Origin of the sequence: Chimaeribacter californicus, from assembly GCF_002858675.1 — a bacterium.
Taxonomy (GTDB): domain Bacteria; phylum Pseudomonadota; class Gammaproteobacteria; order Enterobacterales; family Enterobacteriaceae; genus Chimaeribacter; species Chimaeribacter californicus.
In genome coordinates, this window is sequence record NZ_PJZF01000052.1 from 1 (window position 1) to 2,026 (window position 2,026).

At 50.1% G+C, this 2,026-nt stretch carries 2 protein-coding genes and 2 pseudogenes; all 4 read left to right on the forward strand.

Going from position 1 to position 2,026, the window contains the following annotated elements:
• Nucleotides 1-451: pseudogene (locus tag CYR55_RS22640) on the forward strand (hypothetical protein); the annotation flags it as partial.
• Nucleotides 451-780, forward strand: a complete 330-nt coding sequence (locus CYR55_RS22645) for a hypothetical protein (RefSeq protein ID WP_101818558.1) — start codon at nucleotides 451-453, stop codon at nucleotides 778-780. The pseudogene CYR55_RS22640 and the gene CYR55_RS22645, both read left to right, overlap by 1 nt.
• A gap of 131 nt (nucleotides 781-911) precedes the next feature.
• Nucleotides 912-1,397 carry a glycoside hydrolase family 24 protein gene (locus CYR55_RS22650; protein WP_101818559.1) on the forward strand — a complete coding sequence of 162 codons (486 nt, stop codon included), beginning with the start codon at nucleotides 912-914 and terminating at the stop codon, nucleotides 1,395-1,397.
• A gap of 387 nt (nucleotides 1,398-1,784) precedes the next feature.
• Nucleotides 1,785-2,026, forward strand: a pseudogene (locus CYR55_RS22655) (protein RepA); the annotation flags it as partial.

Sequence of the window (2,026 nt, forward strand, 5' to 3'; positions counted from 1 at the left end):
CCGCAGGATTGATCTGAATCGCACGCGCTCGTATGCCGAACTAGCTGCTCAGAGCATATCCCTTAACCCAAGAGGCGGTAAGCGTGTGTTGTGGCACGAAGTCGGTCACCACTTCGAATTCTCTAATCCGAACTATCTCAAGATGGCATTGGCCTATCTGACGGAAAAGGCAGAAGGCGACCGCTCCGCCATCGCTCACCTAAGCCGCTTCTATGAGAACACTTCTTTCGGAAAGGATGAAGTCGCTATCGTAGACAGCCTTTCATCTCCGTATGTGGGGAAGGTCTACGGGCTGAAAAACGCCAAGGACATTCACAACGCCAATGCTACGGAAATTTTCTCATCCGGCTTTGAATACCTGGCAAATAACCGATCCGGCGCAATTTCACTGATTAATGGGGATGGGCTGCTTGAGTTCGTTACCGGCATCCTGAAAGAGGTACATGGCTAATGATCGACATCCAGATTAACGATGGCACGCGCCAGGGGGTGATTACTTTCCAGGGCGACGAGGTAACAGAGCCATGCAGCTTTGACGTTTCCGGCGAGTTTAGCATCGCTGATATTGAGGCGATCGTGTGGCTGGCCACAATGACAGCGGACGGCACCGGGCAGGGTATCCATGAGCTGCAAGGGCAGGTGTCAGAACCACGCTCCCTGATCCTGGCGTTGCGCGTTTGCGCTGTCCAGGTAACCGGTGTTCCCCAGGACTGGGAGGACGAAATGGACTCAATTGAGCAGGATGCAGAACGGCGCTTCGAGGAGGGGGCAGTGTGCTGAGGCCTGGCCGGTACAGATGCTATATCCGGTAGGCTGCACAAAAGAAAAAGGACTCTGCAAAGAGTCCTTTTGAAACGCAATGAATTTTATTCCACCCGAGATTGTACAGAAATTTATATCTGAGGTGGAGAATGAGTACCAACCTGTTGGCATACATGAAAATGCTGCGCTTTTCTGAAGGAACGTTGAATCATCCGCTGACAACCAACGGCGGCTATGACGTGATTGTTACCGGCGTTGATGGCAAGCCGGAGGTGTTCACGGACTACAGCGACCATCCGTTCGCCGGTGGCCGCCCGGCCAAGGTGTTCAACCGTAAGGGCGAGCGATCCTCTGCATCGGGCGCTTACCAGCAGCTTTACCGGTACTGGCCGGCGTACAAGAAGCAGCTGGGGCTAAGAGATTTCAGCCCGGCCAGCCAGGATTTGCTGTGTATCCAGCTACTGAGGGAGCGCAAGGCAATGGATGACATCGAGGCGGGGCGTATCACGTCCGCCATCCAGAAGTGCTCGAACATTTGGGCGAGTCTGCCAGGTGCTGGATATGGGCAGCGTGAACACGACGTAAATCGCCTTCTGAAGGTCTATCAGGACTTTGGCGGCAAACTGGTAGCCTAATCCTCTCCAACCCGCCCACGCGCTTTGTGTGGGCGGGTTGGCTGCCGTGAACCGCTCTCTTAAATGTCACTTCTAAGCATCTGTCAAAAGTCAAAATCAGATCAGGGTTAAGGTAGCGGCATGGAGGTTGAGCTGGTTATCCACTTATCCACCGGATAGATCAATTCTTTATTTCATAAAATAGTAAGAAAGATCAATAAAGATCACCGCTGCCGTATCAACATGAAATTTATGAAGAAATTGACATTTTGTGTATTCAATTACACGTAAAGTGTATTTACTTGCACGTGAAATGTATTTACTTACACGTCAAATGTATTTACTTTCACGTGCCAAATGTATTTACTTACACGTACAGCAGCAAATTTCTTATATAGGTGTGGATAAATGGAAAAAGACCCACAAAACAACGATTTGCCTAGCCCATTTTCGGTAGTGAAAAGAGAATCAGGCACAGTTTATGAACTGGTGCCAAACAGCAATAAAACAGTACAGCCTGTTGCCTTGCTGAGATTGAGTGTTTTTACCCCGGTGTCGCCTCGCGATAAGGGAAAGCGAGACTTTTTGATAGATGCTTCTGAGGAGTTATCCAGCTTAGAAGTCGCGCGCCAGGAAGGGTATTCGAACAT

Bases quoted from the DNA above. Each gene is read 5' to 3' on its own strand.
- CYR55_RS22650 (WP_101818559.1), top strand. From the start codon at position 912: ATGAGTACCAACCTGTTGGCATACATGAAAATGCTGCGCTTTTCTGAA.
- CYR55_RS22645 (WP_101818558.1), top strand. From the start codon at position 451: ATGATCGACATCCAGATTAACGATGGCACGCGCCAGGGGGTGATTACT.